19 protein-coding genes and 2 pseudogenes are annotated in these 22,130 nt (G+C 36.2%); 10 read left to right on the top strand and 11 right to left on the bottom strand.

The features are described 5' to 3' along the window. Positions 1 to 2: 2 nt before the first annotated feature. The 10 genes from PKC55_RS14800 to PKC55_RS14755 form a co-directional block, all read right to left on the bottom strand. Entirely contained in the window at positions 3 to 311 is a 309-nt protein-coding gene (locus PKC55_RS14800; RefSeq protein ID WP_291126718.1) for a hypothetical protein, read from the bottom strand. A gap of 3 nt (positions 312 to 314) precedes the next feature. Then, positions 315 to 584, bottom strand: coding sequence for a hypothetical protein (locus tag PKC55_RS14795; protein WP_291126720.1), 270 nt, complete (start codon positions 582 to 584; stop codon positions 315 to 317). Between the two features lie 79 nt (positions 585 to 663). Continuing rightward, positions 664 to 1,719, bottom strand: coding sequence for an ArdC family protein (locus PKC55_RS14790; RefSeq protein ID WP_291126722.1), 1,056 nt, complete (start codon positions 1,717 to 1,719; stop codon positions 664 to 666). 14 nt (positions 1,720 to 1,733) lie between these two features. Further along, entirely contained in the window at positions 1,734 to 2,546 is an 813-nt protein-coding gene (locus PKC55_RS14785; protein WP_291126724.1) for a hypothetical protein, read from the bottom strand. A gap of 23 nt (positions 2,547 to 2,569) precedes the next feature. Further along, the gene (locus tag PKC55_RS14780; RefSeq protein ID WP_291126726.1) at positions 2,570 to 3,967 is read right to left on the bottom strand and encodes a hypothetical protein; all 1,398 of its coding nucleotides are present in this window, start codon (positions 3,965 to 3,967) and stop codon (positions 2,570 to 2,572) included. Between the two features lie 8 nt (positions 3,968 to 3,975). Beyond that, positions 3,976 to 4,431, bottom strand: a complete 456-nt coding sequence (locus tag PKC55_RS14775) for a hypothetical protein (RefSeq protein ID WP_291126728.1) — start codon at positions 4,429 to 4,431, stop codon at positions 3,976 to 3,978. Positions 4,432 to 4,442: 11 nt separating this feature from the next. After that, positions 4,443 to 4,679: a hypothetical protein gene (locus PKC55_RS14770; protein ID WP_291126730.1), complete on the bottom strand. Its 237-nt coding sequence runs from the start codon at positions 4,677 to 4,679 to the stop codon at positions 4,443 to 4,445. Between the two features lie 791 nt (positions 4,680 to 5,470). Beyond that, the gene (locus PKC55_RS14765) at positions 5,471 to 5,668 is read right to left on the bottom strand and encodes a hypothetical protein (RefSeq protein WP_291126731.1); all 198 of its coding nucleotides are present in this window, start codon (positions 5,666 to 5,668) and stop codon (positions 5,471 to 5,473) included. A 141-nt stretch (positions 5,669 to 5,809) separates the two neighbouring features. Further along, positions 5,810 to 6,271 (bottom strand): thermonuclease family protein, encoded by a 462-nt coding sequence (locus PKC55_RS14760; RefSeq protein ID WP_291126733.1) that lies wholly within the window; start codon positions 6,269 to 6,271, stop codon positions 5,810 to 5,812. A gap of 91 nt (positions 6,272 to 6,362) precedes the next feature. Beyond that, entirely contained in the window at positions 6,363 to 6,536 is a 174-nt protein-coding gene (locus tag PKC55_RS14755; RefSeq protein ID WP_291126735.1) for a BF3379 family histone-like protein, read from the bottom strand. Positions 6,537 to 6,897: 361 nt separating this feature from the next. On the opposite strand from PKC55_RS14755, the pseudogene PKC55_RS18225 reads away from it, so the two are divergent. Together PKC55_RS18225 and PKC55_RS14750 are read left to right on the top strand one after the other, a co-directional pair. After that, positions 6,898 to 7,188, top strand: a pseudogene (locus PKC55_RS18225) (DUF1016 N-terminal domain-containing protein). Then, a complete protein-coding gene (locus tag PKC55_RS14750; protein WP_291126737.1) occupies positions 7,175 to 7,459 on the top strand; it encodes a hypothetical protein in 285 nt (94 codons plus the stop codon). The pseudogene PKC55_RS18225 and the gene PKC55_RS14750 overlap by 14 nt, the downstream one beginning before the upstream one ends. A 178-nt stretch (positions 7,460 to 7,637) precedes the next feature. On the opposite strand, the gene PKC55_RS14745 is transcribed toward PKC55_RS14750, so the two are convergent. Further along, positions 7,638 to 8,510, bottom strand: a complete 873-nt coding sequence (locus PKC55_RS14745; protein WP_291126739.1) for an AraC family transcriptional regulator — start codon at positions 8,508 to 8,510, stop codon at positions 7,638 to 7,640. Positions 8,511 to 8,767: 257 nt separating this feature from the next. Here PKC55_RS14745 and PKC55_RS14740 point away from each other — a divergent pair, with 257 nt between their 5' ends. The 8 genes and pseudogenes from PKC55_RS14740 to PKC55_RS14705 form a co-directional block, all read left to right on the top strand. After that, positions 8,768 to 11,794, top strand: a complete 3,027-nt coding sequence (locus PKC55_RS14740; protein ID WP_291126741.1) for a SusC/RagA family TonB-linked outer membrane protein — start codon at positions 8,768 to 8,770, stop codon at positions 11,792 to 11,794. Between the two features lie 13 nt (positions 11,795 to 11,807). Then, positions 11,808 to 13,454 carry a RagB/SusD family nutrient uptake outer membrane protein gene (locus PKC55_RS14735; RefSeq protein WP_291126743.1) on the top strand — a complete coding sequence of 549 codons (1,647 nt, stop codon included), beginning with the start codon at positions 11,808 to 11,810 and terminating at the stop codon, positions 13,452 to 13,454. A gap of 5 nt (positions 13,455 to 13,459) precedes the next feature. After that, positions 13,460 to 14,326 carry an alpha/beta hydrolase fold domain-containing protein gene (locus PKC55_RS14730; protein WP_291126746.1) on the top strand — a complete coding sequence of 289 codons (867 nt, stop codon included), beginning with the start codon at positions 13,460 to 13,462 and terminating at the stop codon, positions 14,324 to 14,326. Positions 14,327 to 14,351: 25 nt separating this feature from the next. Continuing rightward, on the top strand, positions 14,352 to 15,272 hold the full coding sequence (locus PKC55_RS14725) for an alpha/beta hydrolase (protein ID WP_291126748.1): 921 nt from the start codon (positions 14,352 to 14,354) through the stop codon (positions 15,270 to 15,272). A 19-nt stretch (positions 15,273 to 15,291) separates the two neighbouring features. Further along, entirely contained in the window at positions 15,292 to 17,346 is a 2,055-nt protein-coding gene (locus PKC55_RS14720; RefSeq protein ID WP_291126750.1) for a right-handed parallel beta-helix repeat-containing protein, read from the top strand. Between the two features lie 158 nt (positions 17,347 to 17,504). Continuing rightward, positions 17,505 to 19,034, top strand: coding sequence for a right-handed parallel beta-helix repeat-containing protein (locus PKC55_RS14715; RefSeq protein ID WP_291126752.1), 1,530 nt, complete (start codon positions 17,505 to 17,507; stop codon positions 19,032 to 19,034). 75 nt (positions 19,035 to 19,109) lie between these two features. After that, positions 19,110 to 21,899, top strand: a complete 2,790-nt coding sequence (locus tag PKC55_RS14710; protein ID WP_291126754.1) for an alpha-L-rhamnosidase — start codon at positions 19,110 to 19,112, stop codon at positions 21,897 to 21,899. A 44-nt stretch (positions 21,900 to 21,943) separates the two neighbouring features. Continuing rightward, positions 21,944 to 22,130 (top strand): annotated as a pseudogene (locus tag PKC55_RS14705) (glycoside hydrolase family 130 protein); the annotation flags it as partial.

The following is a 22,130-nucleotide window of genomic DNA, read 5'->3' as shown; positions in this document are numbered from 1 at the left end:
TTTTAAATTGTTTCTCCTGACCATAAATCTCTCCATTCTCCATCCATAAACTGATGATAGCGTGCATAGTTTACACAAAAATCATAACTGAGTACATCAATACATGCTTTGAACTTATCCATGTTACCTGTTATTTCTTTTAATTCTTTGGCAGGGAAACTATATTTTGATGAAAATCCAATCTCAACTTCGTTTTCGCCTTCATCTACATAATAGCAATCAAAGGTCTCCTTCATTTTCTTTATAAATTTGCTTATCAATGCCTCATCCATGTTCGTTAGGACAAGAATATTTGTACATATATTAGCCATATATTATTTGTTTTTATTTAATTCCGTATATATCTTTTTCGCTCTCTTTATCTGTGTCTTGTTCAGGTAAGATCTCCAATACTTATGCTTGCGGCACCAACAGAAATTGTTAAGCCTCATTATTTGCCTCACATCCGGAGGTGGCTTACATTTAAAAGCCATATTAAACTGTTTATTACTTCGATTAATAATCAGTGCCAGATAGTTTTTACCGGCATGAATATTCATCAACATATAGTTCATACGTGCCAGATATTTTAAATCTTCATTCATATCATCGTTTTTTCAAATGTTATAAAAGGAAAAGCCCCGTATGTTTCCATACAGGGCTTATGTCATATTATAAATGCTATTAATCCACGATTAACAACTCTTCTGTTTCTATTGCAGGAGAATGAACCTGTATCTTCTGTTTCTTTTCTGTCGTTGCAGTAGTTATATTTACCTCTTCCGGTAATTCAAAGCTTAACTTAGCCATGGTATAGTTAACTACTTTAACAACATCGCTTAATACATCCATCAGGAAGTCGGCTTCGGCATCCAGCTCTTCAAGCCAGCTTTTTAAATAAGCAGCATTTTCTTCCCTGATATTTGTTTCTATACCCATAAAGTAGCCTAATAATGCAGAGGATAATTCTGCTATAAGCTCCTCTTTTGCGTATTCAGGAATAGCCTGTCCCATTTTTCTCTTTAGCCTTGACTCATGACCTGTTGAATGTGACATCTCATGTAACAATGTCCCGTAGAATCCTTCCCCCTCTTTAAACTGCTGTTTAACAGGCAGGCATATTTCATCATGTGTCAGGCTGTAATAAGCCCGGCTTTGCACCTGTAGCTTTATCGGACAATCCCAGCTTTGATACTCCAGCATATCATCCAACAGCGGAAACAAAAACATTTCCCCTTCATTGAGCTTTACCTTCTCCTGATAGTAATCAATCAGCTTGGCCCACTGCTCCGGATATTTCTCTGCATAATCTGTCAGATCGAGATTAAATACATTATAGTATCTGGCTATCGGGTATTTGAGATATTGATCCTGTTCCACTTCGGATAATTCATTATACTGCTTTTCACTTATCCTCTCCTTTGAATCCCGGTGCAGGTACATATAGGTAAAATGATAGACAGGGAAAGCGCCTTCCCGTACTTTGAGCCCGAGTTCCACAGCCTGATTATATGTCAGGAACACAGGCGTACGAAACGGACAAAATATCATATGTATCAGCAGCATGATTGTATTTCCCCCGCTGTATCTGCGTCCGGATATATTCCGTGGATAAAAGTTTTTCCTTCTGACCGGTATCCATGGCTTTGTCCAGTCGTTACTAATCTCCTGAATGCGCTGTATCATCAGTTGTGTAAACCTCTGTGCAGCTTTTTCTATTCCTTTATACTTTTTTTTCATAACCATTATATTGTTTATTTTGATAATTTTCCGGTATATTGCCAGATAGCAAACGTGCTCTGGCCCCATTCTTTAAAAGCAATACACCGCTCGGTAAATTCGCTCCACAAAGAGTATTTCTTTGTAAAATGTTCTTTATAACCATCGCTGAAAAACAAAAAAAGAATTGTTTCCAATTCCTTTCTTTCTATATCATATTGTACATCCAAATAAATTATAAACTCCTTATCGCCACCTTTGATCTTGATGAAAGGATAATCGTAACCCCTGATTCTTAATTTGCAGGTATCCTGGTCGAAGAGCTCCGCAATATCTTTGATACCATATTTTTTAAGATAGCTGTATAGTTCAATATTTTCGCTTGTCTGATTATATTCTAAGACAATAACTTTTTGTGAAGGGTCATTCTTATCTTTAAAGTTTCTTGCCTCTTCTTCAAGTTCTTTACGTGTTACACCGATTTTCTTTACTGCTGTATAATATTTGCCGCAAATCTCACAATAGCAATCATAGATATTCCACCCATAAGAATCACCAAAGAAAAAGCAAGCAAAACCTTTCTCCAACCAGCCCTTATAAAGTTTACTTTTTTTGAAAACACCGAAAAATTCATCTTCTGTTATTTCTTTAAGTGATGTAATGAGTGCTTGCATATACTTATCTCTCATCAACTCAAATTCTTCAATTGTAACAGTTATCAAATTTGGATTATTCTTCATTTCCCGAAATTCCTTTAATGTCAGCCGGGAATGTTTTGTTCGGATATCATCCGGCATAGAAGCTTCTATACAACCTTCAAAATTGTTTTTATCTATTATATAAAGCATAATGTCTTTGTAATTATTTTAAATTAAGACCAGATAAGGCCTGTTCCTTTTAGCTCGGTTATCCTTTCAGTAATCTTTTCTATCCCTTTCATGATCTCATGATTGTTGAACACGTCCTTTTCCCTGTTATGCTCCCGGATCAGTTCTACCAGTTTCTCATCGTTAGAAGGCACCACAAAGTCAAATTCAAAATTATATATAGGTTGCCCTTCATAGGAAATTAGTTCTACCTTTAAGTTCTTCCTGTCTTCATCATACAGGTTGTATTTTCCAAGAAAACACTTTTCATATTTTTCGTAAAACCTATGAATTATCGCTCTGGAAATGTGGTTTATGGATGTGTCAAATTCGGAAGTACCACTATTATCCCGATGTATATTCAAGTATTCTACTGTCAGTTTATCCAACTCTTCATAGGATTTTGTGAAATACTTAAGATGAATTTCAATATGCCGTGATAGATCCTTATCTTTCATCTTTATATCACGTAGTCCTTTATAGTATTTTTCTTTATACTTAAAGCAAAACATATGCAATGAGACATTCCATTCTTCTCCTACAAAAAAAGAAAAAGCGCCGTTCCTTTTCAGAATGCGCCTTGGTGGTAAGTCTTCATAGAGCCTGTAAAACTCTTCATGGGTCATATCTTCAAATACTTTTTGGTGGAACCGCTTATATTTCTCTATTTCCTTATCCAACCTTTCTTCATCGATAATAATCAGGTCATCATTACCCTTCTCTTTTTTATATTCTTCGAATGTCAACCCAGAGGTATAATGAACGATACCATCTTCTCCAATCGTATTTTCTACATAGCCTTTAAAGCCTTTTACCCTGTCAATAATATAACCGGTCTTTTCCTTTCTGTATATAGGAACGGAGCATTCTTTCAGTTCATGCCCTATTACATTTTCCCACGAAAACAGGAATTTCTTCTCTGTTTTAAAAATCCCGTTCACTTCAGATGCTTGTTCTGTAACAGCAACCTTGCCATCCCTTCCTAGAATTTGTATCAGCATATCAGTTCTTAACGGGCAGTCAGGCTCTTCCCAATCGGGAGTAACACTATACCAGTCTACAAGGTCTACACTACTTTCCATCCGACAATATTTCTTATTCATGTGTTTGCTGAAGAATATATCCCGGCAGAAACAGGAATTATCATACATGAATTTAACCCGTAATGCTTTTATCAGCATTTCCTCCGGAATATTAATGCCGTATTCTTCTACATCCGCTTTTAAACTGTCACAAATATCCGGATACTGCCTGTCTATCCAATCATATTCGCAAACTACATTGTAAACCGAATCATCACCAGTCAATTTCTTCTGACCGGACAACGTCCCTTTAGGTATGGTTATTTCTCCGTAATTACGGAAATTAACCGTGAAATCTTCTTTTAATACTCTTAACAACATAATCTTATTTATTTTAAGTCTTCAAAAATCACAAACATCCATATATGACTATTACTGTGTTTTATCCTCAGTCTTTTCCCCGCAAAATACTGTGCCAGTTTCAGGCATCCCCCTTCCGTGCCGAATGCGTAGATATCATCGCTGTAATCCACTGTTCTGACCTTAATATCCTCTCCGGCAATCTTTGAATACATTTTTCTTGTTTTTTCCAATACTTTATCGGCTACCCCCAAGGGACTGAGCATAACAAACTCCGGTTGAGTTACCGACATCCTGATGTTGCTTTTCCTCGCAAAGCTGAATATCGCTTTTCTGGCACCGGTTGAAAGCTGCTTATCATAAAAAGTTACTTTCCTCTGCCTGCTTATATGGGCGACGGTTAAATAATCCCCATGCTCCTTCCTGATTCTGTCCCATACAGTCACACCGTTTCCCAGTGTTCCGAATCCTAAGTCTTCTTTCATACGTTGATTAATTAAATGATTAATAGACAGATAATAAGGATAATCACAATCAGTTTTACAATAAGCTTTATAATATCCAGGGTTATACAAAAGGCCTTATAGCCTATATACAATCCTATTACCGGTAATAATGTAGCCCATGATACCTGATCTATCAATTGTAAGATTAGCCATATAACCAGACCCATGATTCCCAATAATATTACTAACCTGAGAAAAGCCGCTGTACTACTACTTCTCTTTTCCATAATGCTGTCATTTTAAATTTCATAAGCAAGGCATGGCGGGTTCAGGTGTGCAAGGTTTTCAGAGGAAATACTACCCGAACCGAAGGTGAGGTGTGGAGATTTCCTCTGAAACCTGAAAGGCTTGACCTTGCAGCACCTAAATGGAACCCGCCATAATTTTGCGCGATGAAATAAAATGACAGCATTTCTTTTCTTATATTATCTCTCTCATATACTCGTTTGCATGGACAATTATACCCTTCTTCGAGGGGTTAATCATGTGTGTAGAGTGGATTTTCTAATACGAAAAGATTTGTATTTGATTTTAGTTAAGATTCTCAAAGAAATACATTATGCCGATATATGGAATGCTCCTTTTACGGGACAACACAATTTTTACCGAGGCGGTAACTTATCGGTATATAACCAAGAAACCTATGAAGCAATTGAGATGTTTAAGAACGTACTACCTAAAAATAAATTATTAGATTTTGGAATGCTATTATCTTTTCACAATGGGAACAGAAAAAAGAGTGGATACATGGTGATATTTCAATTGGCAATTTGCTTGTAAACGTGGTAGACTATGTGTAGTGATTGATTTTTGCTGTTCTACTGTGGGTTTCCCAGCCTGCGATTATGTTGTTATGGCGTGGCCATTTTTAGACACGGACAATAAAAATTTGTTTATTGAATTTCTTTTCTTAGCTGTGATAAAGGCTTGATTGACGATACAAGAGAATGAACTCTATGGAAAAAATGAATAACCCGAGTAAAAAAATAAAGTTTAACTTTTAGCTCATATAAAATTCTTATTGGTATTCCGGTTCTGTCAGTCCATGTTTGATTATTTGGGAGAACCCATCAGGAATAGAATCGACAATAACACCGTCTTTTCGACAAAATGAAAATGATTCTCCGTCATCTTTTACAACTTGAAATATGATACTAAAACCGCTTTCATAAATAGCTGAATACCAATTATCCGGTAAAAATTGTTCTCTGTTCATTTGTGTAAATATTTATGGATACAAAAATAAGATTTTTAGGTTGCCTTGTCAAATTAAACAATAGCGGGTTATCAACATTTCTGCCATCCAACTATAAACCCGATATAAATAAAAAGCTTTAGCATATTCCGGTTTAGAACCTTATTTTTGCTTTCTGAAATCCCAGGGAGCCACGGGATTTTTCATACTCCATATATTGAGTTTTTGCTTTCTGGCTTTTTGTTCTAATTGCAGGTAGTGTTCGGACTTATTATATTTATAACGCCATGCAAGTCCATTTCTCATCAGTTCTTCATTTACATTGACAGTATCTACCCAGACAACCCCGAGTACCCTTTTATATCTGTCTGTACCTATACTATCCACAATAACGATTTTTCCTGCACACAATTCTTTTGTGAGGTTTGGAGCTTTGGTCCCGAAATCCTGTTCTCTCTCAGGACAGTCAATTCCATTTAATATTATTTTAACCTGCCTGTTAGCATTAGTCAGAATAGTTATTGAGTCCTCATCAGTAACTTTTATTACTTTGCCCTTGATAGTTGAAGAACCTAGGTTCAAAGAAGATAATAATAAAAATAATAGTATCAATATTGGTTTCATAGAAGGCTAAAGCGCAAATTATTCTACCTGTCTTAAACATAAAAAGCGGAATAAATTTAAACTATCCCGCTTTATTTTTTTTAGCAAATCCTTATTTAGTCGCGTCGATAGATTTCTTACGAAATTCTTTTAATGTTTTTTCTATTTCAAGGGAAACCTTACGTGCACGTTGTCCGGCAGCTTTATTTCCATTTTGGATTTGTGACTCTGCATCTTTAGCGAATGCCTCAAAGTTTGATTTTAATGTTTCTACTAAATTTTTCATTTGGCTTATTTTATAAATTCGTCCTAACAAAGATAGTCTGAAATTGTTTCTATCAAAGATAATCTGATGTTTTAAACATCCAAAATATGGGTATAATTTATTCTGAAGTCAAGTGGACTTATGCTGGCATAGAACTTTTATTTTATAATACTTTATCTTTGGTCTTCCTACGTTAGCTGTGATGAAGTGGACTGGGCATAGAAACTAATGTAATGAAAAGGGTACATTGATATTGCTGATGATATAAAAGCAAATGCTATGAATAAATCAAATCAACGATAATTGATTCTAATTATATTTGTAACTACATAACAAAATAAATCCCGTGCAATTAGATAAACAAAAATAATTCTCAGATGTAATACAATTAATCAAGCATTCTAGAGATAACTCAATAAAGGCTGTAAATACAGAACTAATAGATTTGTATTGGAATATTGGTCAATATATTAGCAAGCAGATTGAGTCTGGGACATGGGGAGATAGTATAGTAAAAGAATTGGCAGACTACTTATCTTGACCAAAGCCATAATTGAAAGGCTTTTCTGATAAGAATGTATGGAGAATGAAGCAACTCTATGAAACCTACAAAGACTTTCCAAAACTCTCAGCACTGCTGAGACAAATTAGCTGGACAAATGTCCGGTTCTGAAAATTCAAAACCGGTACATATAGGAAATGCTGTATACAACCAGAAACAAAATAATTCGCTGGGTTATTTGATGGACGTTATCTATAACTATTATTTATTATTCTCTGGCAATCTGGATAAAATAGAAGGGATGTGGAAGATTGTCCGGAATATAGCAAAGACTGTAATTGCTGAATGGCAGAATAAAGATCAATGTATTTGTCAATTCTACTTTTCATTGGATTTATATATAATGAAGTATAGTATCGAAGTAATATGTCGTAATATCTGAATAATTTTATTGATAAGAATTTTGTTTTATATCCAATCATTATTGATGTAATAAGTAAAGTCTCTTTAATACGAGTTGCACATGATAATCTATTTGGGTTGAAAGATTCTTGGACAGAACTATCTCGTTAAACGATGTCTCGTGTAGATTAAGATTAAAAACAAGTTTAGGGTAACGGTCAGAATTTTGTCATAATCTTTTGAATATTCATCCGATATTCAGATGGGGTCTGTCCTTTCTTTTTCTTGAATATGCGATTGAAGTTAGAGATATTATTGAAGCCGGAAGAATAACATACTTCTGATACAGTGTAAGTTGTCTCATATAATATCTTTGCAGCATGACCTATTCTTATATCATTCAGATAGTCCACAAAACTCCGATTAGTTCTTTTTTTAAAAAAGTGGCTAAATGCCGATTCAGACATACCGATATCTTCTGCAACAGCGGAAAGGTTTATGTTTTCCCGAAAGTGTTCCTGCATATATGTTATAACCTTATTTATACGTCGGCTTTTGGATTCTCTAATAGCCACATCCATTTTACTATGCCCTTCCAATAAGAATTTCTGATTGGGCGAGACTGATAAGAGATAAAGAATTCTAAAAAATTCCAAAGCAGATTCCACTCCCTGCTTATACGATAAGTTGAGTAAAGAGTCTTTCATCATTACCTTAGTTTCATCAGAGAATTCTATACCATAAAAAGAATTACTGAATAATTCTTTTACAGGATGAAATATCTTTTTATTTATAATAGGATACTCTAATGTTTCTTTATGGAATTGAATTGTCACCACATGAGCACCTCCATTATCATCCTCACTTACCCAACGATGAGGAATATTAGGACCTATCATAACCAGATCAAGATTTCCATATTCAGCAACACAATCCCCTACGATTCTTTTTCCTTTGCTGTTTAAAACGAGGTTGATTTCATAGTCAGAGTGAAAGTGAGCCGCATAGTCAAACCTTGCATTAGGATGATTTAATACAATAAATAAATCTTCCTCGCCAATAGGGGTAATTTCTCTTTGTATGTATTTCATGGTAGTTTTTTTACAAATATAGAAATATATTCAAAAAAGTACAATGAATTATAAAAATAATATACATTGTTAATGTGTTGATTGTATTTTGTTTATGTGTATTTTGTCTTATTATATTCAAAAAAGTATCATCTTTTAGCTTCATAATATTACAATTTGTACAAATACTATTCTATGTTTGTGAAAGCTAAGTTCTATATGTTCTCGGCATATAAAAAATTATAAAAGCTAACCGATTTAATGAATCTGATTATTTTATGAAAAGAAACAAAATTTTATTAATCTTATTGTTATTGGTTTTTGCGGTTGCACAAATATTTGCCCAGGAAATAGGGCTAAAAGGGAATGTAGCCTCAGCTGATGGTGAAGATCTTATAGGCGTAACAATCACAGTGAAAGGCAGCAACAGAGGTGTCACAACTGATGTCAATGGTGATTATGTCATAACGGTTAAGAAAGGCGATGTTCTTGTCTTTTCGTATATTGGCTTTTCTACTGTTGAAAGAACCGTAACAAATAACAATCTTGATGTAGTGATGGAGCCTTCTTCTGAAATGTTGGCAGAAGTGGTAACTGTAGGTTATGGTGTACAGAAAAAAGTAGATATGACAGGCTCGGTATCTACAGTGCAAGGAGATGTATTACTAAAAGCGCCTACGCCTAATCTTGCCAATGCCTTAACAGGAAAAATGACAGGAGTAATCACAACCCAGCAGACAGGAAAACCTGGTTTAGATGATCCTGCTTTCTTTATTAGGGGAAAGAGTACATTCAATGATAATAGTACATTATTACTTGTTGATGGAATAGAACGTTCTATAAGTAAGCTTGACCCCAATGAAATAGAGAGTATTACAGTTCTCAAGGATGCAGCTTCAGCTGCCGTATATGGCGCGCGAGCGGCAAATGGCGTTATTATTGTTACTACCAAGCGAGGACGTGAGGGTAAAACCAAAATAAACTATTCGGGAACATTCGGATTTCAAGCTCCAACTGTTATTCCTGAAATGATGAACGCTTACGAATATGCGAAATATCTGAATTTAGCATTGGATAACTTTAATAACAATACTCCTCGTTTTACCGAATCTCAGATCCAAGCGTACAAAAATGGTATAATGCCTTCAACAGACTGGTGGAAAGAAACATTAAAAGAAAGGGTAGGAATTCAACAACATAGTTTGACTGTAAATGGAGGAAGTAAAACAACAAAATTCTTTACATCATTAGGCTATCTAGATCAAGATGGGCTTTATGATTTGTCCGGATTCAAAAGATATACAGTCCGTTCTAATATAGATACTCAAATAAGTAACGACTTCAGTATATCACTGGACTTGGCTGGCCGATATGAAAAAATAAACCAGTCAGCAATGGGTGATGGCTTATTCTCAACTATAATTAACTCAAAACCGACAGAACGACCTTATGTACCCAATGAAATAGAACTCGGAGGTTTGAGCTGGAATGGGCAACCCTCATCTCCTATTGGACAGGCAGAAAGAGCCGGTTATAATAAAACAGAGAATTCGGTATTCCAAAGTACGTTACAGGGGATATATAACGTCCCATTTGTAAAGGGATTGAAAGCAAGAGCCAGTTTTTCATATGACCGTTGGTTCTCAAAAGCTAAGACATTCTCTACGCCATACGAATTTTATCAATATGACAGAGTAATTGATACATATACTAAAAGAAAAACCGGAGGGGGGATAAATCTTTATGAAGGTACCGCTGAAGATGAAAGACTTACTCTTCAGACTGCCTTTACATATGATGTAACATTAAATAATACACATAATATTTCAGCTCTCTTATTATTCGAGGAATCGTCATATAAATACAGTGACTTACACGCTTCGCGTGTCAATTATATATCAACATCTATTGACCAATTATTTGCAGGACCCGATAAAGATAAAGACAATGGCGGACTAGCAAGGGAGACTGTAAGGCAAGGGTATGTCGGCCGTTTGAATTATAACTATTTAAGTAAGTATTTGTTCCAATTTAATTTTCGTTACGATGGGTCATACAATTTTCCTAAAGGTAAACGTTGGGGTTTCTTCCCTGCGGTTTCGGCAGGGTGGAGAATAAGTGAAGAGCCTTTCTTGAAAAATAATGCAATATTTCATAATCTTAAATTAAGAGCATCATATGGTGAATTTGGTAACGATAGAGTAGCTGCTTACCAATTTATGTCAGGATATAGGTTTAACTCGGGAGCTCTAATAGGTGGTTCTTTTCAATCAGGAATAAATGACACAGGTATAGCTAATCCTAATATCACGTGGGAAACTGCAAGCAATACAGATGTGGGGCTAGATTTCAGTTTATTTAATGGAAAAATATCAGGAGAATTTACGTACTTCTATAAAAAGACGAGAGACATTCTACTGCCAAGAAGTGCATCCACTCCACAATCATTTGGAGCAATATTGCCAGACGAAAATATAGGAAAAGTGGATAACTATGGTATAGAATCTATTCTTCGCTATACAAATAAGGTAGGAGATATCAATTTTATGGTAGAAGGCAATATAACTTATGCGAAAAGTAAAATTATATTCATGGATGAAGCTATAAATAAATTAGATTATCAACGACTTACAGGACGTCCATTCAACCAGTTCTCTGGGTATAAAGCTTTGGGGTTGTTTCATAGCCAAGAAGAAATAGATAACTGGGCGGTACAGGATGGACGTGGAAATACATCGCTTAAAGTGGGGGATATAAAATATGAAGACTTCAACAAAGACAATGTTATTGATGGAAAAGACGTACAGTTTATTGGAAAAAGTGAAATTCCTGAGATAATATTTGGTTTGAATATTGGGCTGTCATACAAGAATTTTGATATGACGATGAATTTTCAGGGTGCAACAGGCTTTGATCAATATCTGAGATGGGACCCATTCAATCTAGAGTCTAATGCCTTGGCCATTTTTAAAGACTCATGGTCGGAAGACAACCCGAATGCAAAATATCCGCGCCTGTATGCCGGAACTGTCCAAAATAATAGAGAAAAATCTTCATTTTGGTTATATGATGGTACTTATGTTAGATTGAAGAATTTTGAATTAGCTTATACCTTCAACAAAGAAGATTTTCTAAAAAGAATAGGCATTCAGAATTTGAGAGTGTTTGTTTCTGGGAATAATTTACTGACATTTTCCAAAATGAAAGATTTCGACCCAGAAACACCAAATATAGATCCTGATAAGAATGCATATTACTATCCTCAGATGAAAGCATACAATTTTGGTTTTAACCTCGAATTTTAATCGAATTATGAATATGAAAAATATAATATTATTAGTCTTCACGGTGTTTTCTCTATTCTTTGCCAATGCTTGTATGGATTTGGATAAAGAGCCCCTTGATATAATTTCGAATGACGCTGTATTCAAAGATGAGGCACTTACAACAGCGTATTTATTTAAAATATATGGCTATATGCCATGTGGTTATGGTCTGTTTGTCGAAGGTGGAACAAATGTTCTTTCCGGCTTGGGAATTACCGACCTGCTTGATGGGAGTACCGATTTATTACGCTCACCTGCAGGATGGAACGAAAGCAATGGAGTGATGATTCCGGGCACTATATCTGCTACGTACAACCCATTAGAAACATGGGGGAGGAACTATGAAGTAATCCGAAAAGTAAATAACCTAATATCTGAATTGACAAATAACAGTCCTCTTACGGAAGGTTTTAAGACAAGAATAATGGCAGAGGCTCGCTTTGTAAGAGCATTTATGTATTTCGATTTGGTGCGTCGTTACGGAGATGTTCCCCTTATTAAGGAGTTACAAAGTTTTGATAACTTACAAGAACTAATGGTGCCTCGTACTCCTAAATCGGATATTTATGATTTTATTGACACCGAGTTGGAAGAAATAGGAGAAATACTCCCTTATGCTAAAGATATTACTGCTGCCGAATATGGGCGAGCATCACGTGAAGCAGCATGGGCTCTTAATGGCCGAGTGATGCTCTTTGCTGAAAGATATGCAAGATCTGCATTGTTCTCCAATAAGGTAATATTGGAGAATCAGTTTGTCTTAGATCCTGATTACAATGCTTTATTTCAATCACATGGAGGAAATAAAGAAGTCATTTTCGAAGTGATGTTCGATGGAGTGAATAAAGGGCATGCTTGTGATAACCTGTATATGCCGCCAAGCATAGATAACGGTTGGGGTTCGCAAACTAATCCAACTCAGGAGCTTGTAGATTCTTATGAAATGGTCGATGGTACACCGTTCGACTGGAGTAATCCTGTACATGCCGCTAATCCTTACGAGGGGAGAGATAAACGTCTACAAGCAAGTATTATAGTGGACGGTTCTATTTTTAAGAACAAAGTAATAAGAACCGGCTATCTGATGCCTGATGATGGCCTTGGACTTGTAGAACGTACATATACAGGATACTATATTCGCAAATTTTTAGATGAAACACTCCCATTCCAAAAACTGAATTTCATGGGAAGTGTTACCAGTTGGAAGGAGCTTAGATTGGCAGAGGTATTACTCAATTATGCCGAAGCACAGAATGAGGCTAATAACGGACCCGATGCGTCTGTATATGAAGCGATCAGGCTTGTGCGGGAAAGAGCCGGTTTGCCGGCATTGCCATCTGGACTTAATCAAGAACAAATGAAGCAGCGTATAATACAAGAACGGAAAGTAGAATTAGCATTCGAAGGCCATCGATTTTGGGATTTAAGACGTTGGAATTTGGCTGAATCTGTATTGAATAATAAGTATTTCCACGGAATGAAAATAACAGAAGATAAAAATGGAGTTAAGACTTATGAAAGATTCGAATTGAATATGCTTCCGAAACAAGTATTTCTTCCTAAGCATTATCTGATGCCTATTAATCAGGGAGAGTTGGAGAAAAATCCTAATTTGGGTAATAATAATATCGGATACTAGAAACAATGAAAAAGAAAATTCTATTTGGTGTTTTCTCTGTTATAGTGACATTTATTATCGTGTTGGCATGTAGTAGGAAACCTATAAATCAGTTGATTTTACAAGATGTTTATTATGGAAGTGACTCTCTGCAGACAATGGATGTATACCTGACTGAAAACAGAACGGAACAAACTCCACTTGTAGTTTTAGTACATGGTGGAGGTTGGATGAGTGGCGATAAAAAAGATGCTGACTTCATGAGGCAAGTATGCTTTGCGAATGGAATAAATGTTGTGAACATTAACTATCGACTAAGTAAACCGGGTGTTTTGGGCATTCATTACAAAGAAATGATGGCAGATATAGACAGTGCGGTGTCATTTATTATAGATCATGCCGATAATTGGAATATACGAAAATCGAAGTATGTATTTTGGGGTGGTAGTGCTGGGGCTCATTTGTCTCTATTGTATGCCTATAATTACGACATTCGGAATGCAGTTTCACTTGTGATAACCTTAGGTGCACCTACGCGTTTCGACGCTAAAAGTATGGAAGGGGCTAAACATGGAGATATACAAGGCTTGCTTCCTCTGATTACCGGAAAACCATGGAATAGCGACCCAGAACCGTTAGATGAAGCATATAAAGAAGCAAGTCCCTATTTTGGAAAGAATCTAAAACCATCTTTTCTTATACATGGTGAGAAAGATGATATTGTTCCTAAACAGCAATCGATAATGATGAGTGAATTACTTAAACAAAAAAATATTGCCGATACCTTAGTTATTCTTCCCAATGGCGGCCATGGTGGAGAAAATACGCCTCAAGAAGTTTCTGAAAGACTGAATGAGGCAATGTATCAGTGGATTATAAGATATAGTAAATAGAAGTATAACTTTAAATATAAAAACTATGAATAAAATATTTATTAAAAGTGCAACAATTGTAGTTTGCCTATTCCTTATGTTTTCATCTTACTCTTGCTCTGGGGATTTAGATGAATCGTCGTCTGATAATAAAGTTTTAAATAAGAAAACAGCAGAAATTGTTAATAATTCTGCTGTAGAAATGTTGAATGTAGCTTATGGAGAAGATCTGCAACAGGTGATGGATATATATCTTCAGGAGAATAGGACTCTCGAGACTCCACTAGTAATTTTGATACATGGAGGTGCTTGGGTTGCTGGAGATAAAGCTGATGCCAATTTTATGAAAGATGCCTGCTATGGTAATGGAATGAATGTTATTAATTTAAATTATCGCTTAGCGAATAGTTCTATCAATTATACTCATATAATGCAAGATATCAGTGCTGCTATGGTAATGATAATAAATCATGCCGCAGAATACAATCTACGTACTTCTAAAATAGTATTCTGGGGTGGTAGTGCAGGAGGTCATTTGGCTTTATTATATGCATATAATTATGATATACAAAATGCTGTATCTTTGGTTTTGACATTAGGTGCTCCGACCAAATTAGATGACAAACAAAGTATTCTTGGGGCAAACCCGGCAGAGATGATAGGTTTATTAGCCACCATCACGGGAAAACCTTATGATCTATTCTGGCCACTAGACCCTGCATATACTGATGCAAGTCCGTATTATGGAACAAACTTAAAACCAACCATTCTTATACATGGTGAAAAAGATCTTACAGTACCTGTAAGACAGGCTAATCTTATGAGAGATAAATTGGTTCAGGCTAATGTCGATAATGTATTATTTATTCTCCCTAATGGAGGACATGCCGGGGAAAATACTACACCAGAGGCATCTCAACAGGCTAACTTATTAATGTATCAGGCTATTTTGCATTATAGTAACTAAGTTATAAAAAGTATTGAATATGAAAACTATAATACAAAGAATAGGAACAAATTGTCATTTAATATTATTTGTCGTTTTAGGTATATTACTTTTTACATCTTGCGATAATGATATTGCTGACAGGCTTGTAAACTATCCGGTGGCCTCAGAGCCAAATGCCACTTACTATATAGATTCAGAAGGGGGGGATGATGCTAATGCCGGCACATCTGAGGCATCAGCTTGGAAAACATTCAATAATCTAAATCGAATGTCATTATTGTCGGGCAACAAAATTCTTTTGAAGAAAGGAAGCGTATGGCAGGGACAATTAGCACCTAAAGGTAGTGGTACATCCGCCAATCCTATTGTCTTAGGCTCTTATGGTGACGGCAATAGACCCATCATAGACGGGCAGGGGGAAGTCCTTGCTGCTGTTTACCTAAGTAATCAGTCAAACTGGGTGATACAGGATCTGGAACTTAAAAATTTTGCATCCGAACGTGGAGATACCTATCGCTGTGGAATACTTGTAGAAAATAACGAAGGTGGAGTTATTAGTAATATTAAAATTCAAAATAATTATGTACATGAAGTCTCCGGTTCATTCCGCTATGTAGGGGCTTCTCATCCTCACCAGTATGGTGGTATTGCAGTAAATGTAATCGGACAGACAGCAACTGATAAATTTGATAACGTGCTTATTGAGAATAATGTAGTGGAGAAGGTTGGGCGTACAGGTATCGTAGTATGGGATAACTATTATGCCAGTGATGCAGAAGCTTCAAGCAATGTCATAATCCGAAACAACAAAGTAAAAGATATTGATTCCGACGGAATTCTTACTTTCGGATGCTATGGCTCTTTAATAGAATACAATGTGGCTGAGGCTTGTGGTTCGTATATAGAAAATGGGCAATTTAATGGTTCTGCGGCTATATGGTGTACAAGAGGACGTGATTGTATAATACAATATAACGAAGCATTTAATACGAAAGCTTTGCCCGGAAATGATGATGGTACTGGATTTGATATCGATATGGATGCTGTCAATTGTATTGTACAATACAATTATAGTCATGATAATGAAGGTGGTTTTATGCTCTTTGTTGATGCATCCAATTCTGCGGGAAGCATTGTCCGTTATAATATCAGCCAGAATGATAAGACACGTATCTTTATGATTGCAGGTGGTGTTACACCTAATACCCAGATATATAATAATACGATCTACCTTGGTGAAGGGTCTATTACAAAAATTATTGATCATACATGGGATGATGGCGGTGATATCAATGCTGCTTGGTTTTTCAAAAACAATATAATCTATAATTTAGGTACGGGTGATTATAAAATTCCCGGTACCGGAGGTGTATTTGCCAAGAATCTTTATTATGGGAATCATCCGGTTAATGAGCCTTTCGAAGTAAATAAGCTTACAGTTAATCCTCTATTTATAAATGCCGGAAGCGGAAGTTTTGGAATTGAATCTCTGAGTGGGTATAAACTTGAAGCATCTTCTCCTATTATAAATGAAGGCGTGTTAGTATCTAAAAACGGAAGTAAAGACTTTTGGGGCAATATTGTTTCAGCTACGGGCAAAGCTACCCCGGGCGCCTATGAGCCGAACGGAACTATTGTAGGCGAAATAGAAATATTAGATAGGCTTGAGAATTTTGATTTTATATCATTCAAAACTGATAATTGGATTCAGGCATGGGTAGGTGACCCCGAGGTATTTGGTGGCGATAATACAGCAATAGCTCGAGGTGATGATGCTGACGGTGTCATTATTTACAACTTTTCTGATATGAAAACCTTTACAATAACAGCGTACTTATATGCCGGAGTTAATGTTGAACATTTGAAAATGTACGGTTCTAGTATCGGAGGTGACTTTGCAAACTTTTCTGAGATTCCTGTTAGTTACGATGATATTTCAACAAAGGATGGCTGGAGAAAAATAACAGTTACCCCAACAGCCTTACTTCCTCAAGGAATTAATTATCTGGGATTAAGACTTGTTGGTGGCATTGGTGCAAATTGGGCTGCTCAATTAGGTGAAGTTCTGATAATACACAAGGCACAGGAATAGTTTCTTATTAGGTATCCTTTCTTTTTATTGGGGAGGATACCTTAATGTAATATCATCACTTATACTATTATGTGTATGCAATAGAGAAAGAGTTAGTCTATCAAACCTCGAAAGACTCATAACTTTCCAAGCTTATATAATCTTGAAATAAAACTTGTATGTTGAGAATTGTAAAAATACTGTTGTTAATATTTTTTGTAAGCCTATCGGTTAATGCGATACAAGAAAAGTCGGTTTACTATATTGACAGTCAATCGGGAAATGATGCCAATAATGGATTAAGCCCCGAAAGTGCATGGGGAACCTTTCTAAATGCGAACCTTAAAGAGTTTAAACCCGGAGATTATATTTTACTGAAAAGTGGATGTACATGGTTTGATTCTCTCGCCCCAAAAGGATCTGGTTCGGATGAAGCCCCGATCACAATTACTTCATATGGAGATGGAAATCGACCGATTATAAATGGAGAAGGAACAGCGAAGGCTCCACTATATCTACGTAATCAGTCCAATTGGATTATTGAAGGTCTCGAAGTAACAAATCCTGCACCCGAAAGAGGAGTTATGTATAGAGGGGGAATTCTTGTGGAGAACGATAATGGTGGAGTACAGCGTAATATAAAGATATTAAACAATTATGTACATCACGTTACCAGTTCGTTTCGTTATGCTTACGATTTTCATCCGCATCAGTTTGGCGGGATAGCTGTAAATGTGACAGGTTCGAAAGGAACCGATAAATTTCAAAATGTACTGATCGAAGGGAACAAAGTGGAGAATGTAGGACGTACGGGGATTGTAGTCTGGGATCACATATTTGCCAAATATGACGAAGCTTGTAGGGGTGTTAGAATAAAAAATAATTCTGTTAAGGATATTGATTCAGATGGAATTTTAACCTACGGATGTGATGGTGCAATCATAGAGCATAATGTGGCTGATGGTTGTGGTTCCTATCGCGAAGACGGTGGTTTTAACGGTGCTGTAGCAATCTGGTGTACACGTGGAAGTAATTGTATAATACAGTACAATGAGGTATTTAACACACATATGCTCGAAGGTAATGCTGATGGTACAGCTTTCGATATTGATATAGATGCTATTGATTGTACTGTACAGTATAATTATAGTCACGATAACCAAGGTGGATTTATGTTGTTTATTGATGCCTCAAATTCCTCAGGCAGTATTGTTCGTTATAATATCAGTCAGAATGATAAAACCCGCATCTTTATGATTGCAGGTGGTGTGCCTCCTAATATGAAGATATATAACAATACAATTTATATATGTGCAGGTTTGGATACTAAAATTATAGAGCATACATGGGATGAAGCTGGTAATATAAATGCTCCTTGGATATTCAAGAATAATATTATTTATAATTATGGCTCGGGTGGATATCTGATCCCTGGCACAGGAGGCATTTTCTCCAATAATATATATTTTGGCAATCATCCCGAGAGTGAACCTTATGAACCAAATAAAATAACTAAAGATCCTATGTTAGAAAATCCAGGGGTTGGTACACACGGTTTTAAATTGTTGTCAGGTTACAAACTGAAAAAGAAGTCTCCTGCGATAAAAGCCGGTGCAATCATTGATCATAATGGAGGTCTGGATTTCTTCGAGAATAAAGTAACGGTGTACGACAAACCGAATATTGGAGCTAGTCAAAATCAATTTTAACATATAGGGAAGATCTATAATCATTATAAAAGAGAATACTCAGATATTACTAAGTAGCTATGTAAAATATAAATGATGAGAAAGAATATACTTTATTTCATGATATTATGTGTCATGCTATCTATTCATGTCTGTAAAGCAGAAGAAAAGGTAAGAGTAGCAGATCTCAGGGTTGAAAATCTTATCAATCCCTTGGGGCTTGAAACCACCTGCCCACGCTTTAGCTGGAAGCTATATTCCCATAAAAGAAACCTGATACAAGAGGCCTATCGTGTCATAGTAGCCTCTTCTCGTGAAAACTTGAATGTAGATAACGGAGATCTCTGGGATTCTAGAAGAGTAAATAGTAACGAAACTATCCTTATTCCGTATCAAGGGAAACAATTAACTAGTCGCCAAGTTTGTTTTTGGAAAGTGCAAGTGTGGACTAACTATGGGGAGATTGTATCAGTAGATGAGGGTTCGTGGACTATGGGATTACTTGCTCTATCTGATTGGAAAGCCAAATGGATTGGATTGGAAAGTCTTGAAGCCGAAGGTGAAGATCGCAAATCTGGATTCGAGCCGAAGGACGAAGATGATTTACGTCTTAATAGCGAGACTCGCCTCAATGCCCGCTATATGAGAAAGGAAATAGACTTAAATAAGAATATCAAAAATGCTGTGTTGTATATCTCAGGCTTAGGACTTTATGAGGCTTATTTGAATGGAGATAAAATAGGCGACCAGGTATTGGCTCCAACACCAACCGATTACACCAAAAGAGTTCCTTACAATACTTTCAACGTAACATCGCTACTCAATAAAGGGAAAAATACAATAGGTATTATATTAGGAAACGGACGTTTTTTTTCGATGCGTATTCCTTGGTTTCGGACATTCGGTTTGCCTCAATTACTTTCTCAGTTAGAAATCACTTACGATGACGGGACAAAAGAAACCTTTGTGAGTGATGAGTCATGGAAAGTAACTATAGATGGTCCTATTGGTTCTAACAATGAATTTGACGGAGAAGAATACGATGCAAGAAAAGAAATGTCGGGATGGAACATATCAGGATTCAATGATGTAAACTGGCATTCTGTGGAATTGGTCAAAGCCCCAGAAGGTAAACTTTACTCCCAAGAAAATTTGAATATAAAAATCATGGAAACTATTAATCCTGTATCCATTGTTAAGTTGTCAGAGGATAAATATATTGTCGACATGGGCCAGAACATGGTGGGGTGGGTTAAATTAAAAGTTAGAGGGCATGCCGGAGATAAGATTAAAATGCGATTTGCAGAACTATTGAAAGAAGATGGTAATCTTTATACCGATAATTTACGTGGAGCAAAAGCAACCGATACATATATACTAAAGGGGGGTGAAGAAGAAACTTGGGAACTTAGCTTTGTATATCATGGATTCCGTTATATAGAAGTCACAGGATTTCGCGACGAGCCACAGTTGGATAACTTCGAAGGCAAGGTTATTTATGATGAAATGGAAACCACAGGTAATTTCGAAACATCAAATAGTACAATCAATCAAATATATAAGAATTCCTATTGGGGTATCAGAGGTAATTATCGTGGTATGCCTACCGATTGTCCACAACGAGATGAGCGTATGGGATGGTTAGGTGATAGGGCTACAGGTTCGCATGGAGAAAGTTTTATTTTTGACAACCAAAAACTATATGCGAAATGGCTTACAGATATAGAAGATTCACAACGTCAAAATGGAACTCTTCCAGATGTGGCTCCTAATTATTGGAAAATGTATACCGATGATGTAACATGGCCTGCAGCATACTTTATCATTGCTGATATGCTATATCGACAATATGGAAATGATCGTCCGATTATAAAGCACTACGATTCGTTCAAACGCTTTTTGGCCTATATACAGAGCAATTATATGAAAGATTATATAGTTACTAAAGATACGTTCGGTGACTGGTGTATGCCTCCCGAATCGCCTGAAATGATACATTCACAAGATCTGGAACGCAAGACTTCAGGAGAATTGCTTTCAACGGCTTTCTACTATAGACTTACGGTATTGATGCAGAAGTTTGCCCATATGTCAGGTCATCAAGAAGATGTATTGTTTTATGTGGATCTAGCAGAGAATGTAAAAACGGCATTCAATAAAAAATTCTATAATAATACAAAAAGGAACTATTCGAACAATACTGTTACTGCAAACGTGTTGGCTATCATGGATGATATAGCTCCGGATACAGTAAAAAAAGATGTATTCAAGCATGTAGTAGATAAAACAGAAAATGAATTTAAAGGACATGTCAGTACCGGACTTATTGGCATACAATGGTTAATGAGGTGTCTCACAGAATATGGGCGTGCAGATATAGCATACAAGATAGCAACAAACAGAACATATCCTAGTTGGGGGTATATGATAGAAAAAGGTGCGACGACCATCTGGGAATTATGGAATGGTGATACGGCTGATCCCGCTATGAATTCGGCAAATCATGTGATGCTTCTCGGCGACCTTATTATTTGGTATTATGAATATCTGGCAGGCATAAAGAATGCAGATGATGCTATTGGATTCAGCAAACTTGAAATGCATCCTCTTATAATCGGAGATCTGAACTATGTAAAAGCATCTTACAATTCGGTGCGTGGGTTAATACAGAGCCACTGGCAAAGAAATGATGGCAAGTTTAGCTGGTATATAACTATTCCTGCAAATTGTAGTGCTAAAGTCATACTTCCGGATGCTGAAGGAAAAACAGTCACAGAAAGTGGTACAAATATTAAAAGCGTAACAGATTTTAAAAATATAACAATAGCAAATGGTCAGGTTGTCCTTGAAATAGGTTCCGGTAGCTATGTTTTCGAAATAGAGTAAGCGGAGATTCCAAAAGTGGTCTGATAAAATGAATAATAAAAACTATGAAACTGAAAAAGTATGAAAAGAACCCTATTCTTTACCCAAATCCAGTGAATGATTGGGAGAGTCTGGTGGTTTGCAATCCTGGGGTATGGTACGAAAATGGTATATTTTATATGCTCTACAGAGCAGCCGGAAATGACGCCGAACATGTTATCCGCCTTGGACTTGCAATAAGTAAAAATGGTT

Source organism: Dysgonomonas sp. (genome assembly GCF_035323175.1).
GTDB lineage: Bacteria > Bacteroidota > Bacteroidia > Bacteroidales > Dysgonomonadaceae > Dysgonomonas.
The sequence above is the reverse complement of the archived record's forward strand: the minus strand, read 5'-3'. Positions and strand labels throughout refer to the sequence as shown.

Bases quoted from the DNA above. Each gene is read 5' to 3' on its own strand.
- PKC55_RS14800 (WP_291126718.1), bottom strand. From the start codon at position 311: ATGGCTAATATATGTACAAATATTCTTGTCCTAACGAACATGGATGAG.
- PKC55_RS14795 (WP_291126720.1), bottom strand. From the start codon at position 584: ATGAATGAAGATTTAAAATATCTGGCACGTATGAACTATATGTTGATG.
- PKC55_RS14790 (WP_291126722.1), bottom strand. From the start codon at position 1,719: ATGAAAAAAAAGTATAAAGGAATAGAAAAAGCTGCACAGAGGTTTACA.
- PKC55_RS14785 (WP_291126724.1), bottom strand. From the start codon at position 2,546: ATGCTTTATATAATAGATAAAAACAATTTTGAAGGTTGTATAGAAGCT.
- PKC55_RS14780 (WP_291126726.1), bottom strand. From the start codon at position 3,967: ATGTTGTTAAGAGTATTAAAAGAAGATTTCACGGTTAATTTCCGTAAT.
- PKC55_RS14775 (WP_291126728.1), bottom strand. From the start codon at position 4,431: ATGAAAGAAGACTTAGGATTCGGAACACTGGGAAACGGTGTGACTGTA.
- PKC55_RS14770 (WP_291126730.1), bottom strand. From the start codon at position 4,679: ATGGAAAAGAGAAGTAGTAGTACAGCGGCTTTTCTCAGGTTAGTAATA.
- PKC55_RS14765 (WP_291126731.1), bottom strand. From the start codon at position 5,668: ATGAACAGAGAACAATTTTTACCGGATAATTGGTATTCAGCTATTTAT.
- PKC55_RS14760 (WP_291126733.1), bottom strand. From the start codon at position 6,271: ATGAAACCAATATTGATACTATTATTTTTATTATTATCTTCTTTGAAC.
- PKC55_RS14755 (WP_291126735.1), bottom strand. From the start codon at position 6,536: ATGAAAAATTTAGTAGAAACATTAAAATCAAACTTTGAGGCATTCGCT.
- PKC55_RS14750 (WP_291126737.1), top strand. From the start codon at position 7,175: ATGTCCGGTTCTGAAAATTCAAAACCGGTACATATAGGAAATGCTGTA.
- PKC55_RS14745 (WP_291126739.1), bottom strand. From the start codon at position 8,510: ATGAAATACATACAAAGAGAAATTACCCCTATTGGCGAGGAAGATTTA.
- PKC55_RS14740 (WP_291126741.1), top strand. From the start codon at position 8,768: ATGAAAAGAAACAAAATTTTATTAATCTTATTGTTATTGGTTTTTGCG.
- PKC55_RS14735 (WP_291126743.1), top strand. From the start codon at position 11,808: ATGAAAAATATAATATTATTAGTCTTCACGGTGTTTTCTCTATTCTTT.
- PKC55_RS14730 (WP_291126746.1), top strand. From the start codon at position 13,460: ATGAAAAAGAAAATTCTATTTGGTGTTTTCTCTGTTATAGTGACATTT.
- PKC55_RS14725 (WP_291126748.1), top strand. From the start codon at position 14,352: ATGAATAAAATATTTATTAAAAGTGCAACAATTGTAGTTTGCCTATTC.
- PKC55_RS14720 (WP_291126750.1), top strand. From the start codon at position 15,292: ATGAAAACTATAATACAAAGAATAGGAACAAATTGTCATTTAATATTA.
- PKC55_RS14715 (WP_291126752.1), top strand. From the start codon at position 17,505: ATGTTGAGAATTGTAAAAATACTGTTGTTAATATTTTTTGTAAGCCTA.
- PKC55_RS14710 (WP_291126754.1), top strand. From the start codon at position 19,110: ATGAGAAAGAATATACTTTATTTCATGATATTATGTGTCATGCTATCT.